The sequence below is a fragment of the Hydrogenophaga intermedia genome, from assembly GCF_023715105.1.
Classification (GTDB): Bacteria; Pseudomonadota; Gammaproteobacteria; order Burkholderiales; family Burkholderiaceae_C; genus Hydrogenophaga; species Hydrogenophaga intermedia_A.
Genome location: NZ_JAMBNO010000126.1, coordinates 1 through 391, shown reverse-complemented (window position 1 = coordinate 391; position 391 = coordinate 1). Strand labels below are relative to the sequence as shown.

The window sequence follows — 391 nt, the reverse complement described above, 5'->3', positions numbered from 1 at the left end:
AGCAAAGCGCGCCGGCCGTCCCCTCAAGTCCACCACAGCCGCTGCAGCACCTGAGGACAAAGACAAGCCAGCTCCCAAGCCTCGCGGTCGCCCAAAGAAGACTTGACTCGGCTCCTGCAGCGGAGAAGAAGGCACCAGTTAAAAAAGCAGGCAAGGGCGCCATCATGGCTGATAAGGAGGAGAAGCCCGCCAAAGCCAAGACAGCTGGTGGGAGGGTTGCGAAGGCGGCGCCGAAGCAGGCTGCTGCTGCTACAAAGACGAGGAGTTTGAGGAGTAGGGCTTGGAAGTATGGCTGAAAAGGAGTTTTGATGGGGTGTTGTATAGATATAATGACTGCATGGCGTTGGGGTTCATTGAACAAGCATTGTTTCGTCACCGGTCTGATTCGTAG

The 391-nt window shown here is 56.0% G+C and carries 1 pseudogene; it reads left to right on the top strand.

The annotated features are described in order from the left end of the window. Window positions 1-296 (top strand): annotated as a pseudogene (locus M3149_RS22885) (hypothetical protein); the annotation flags it as partial. Between the last annotated feature and the right edge of the window lie 95 nt (window positions 297-391).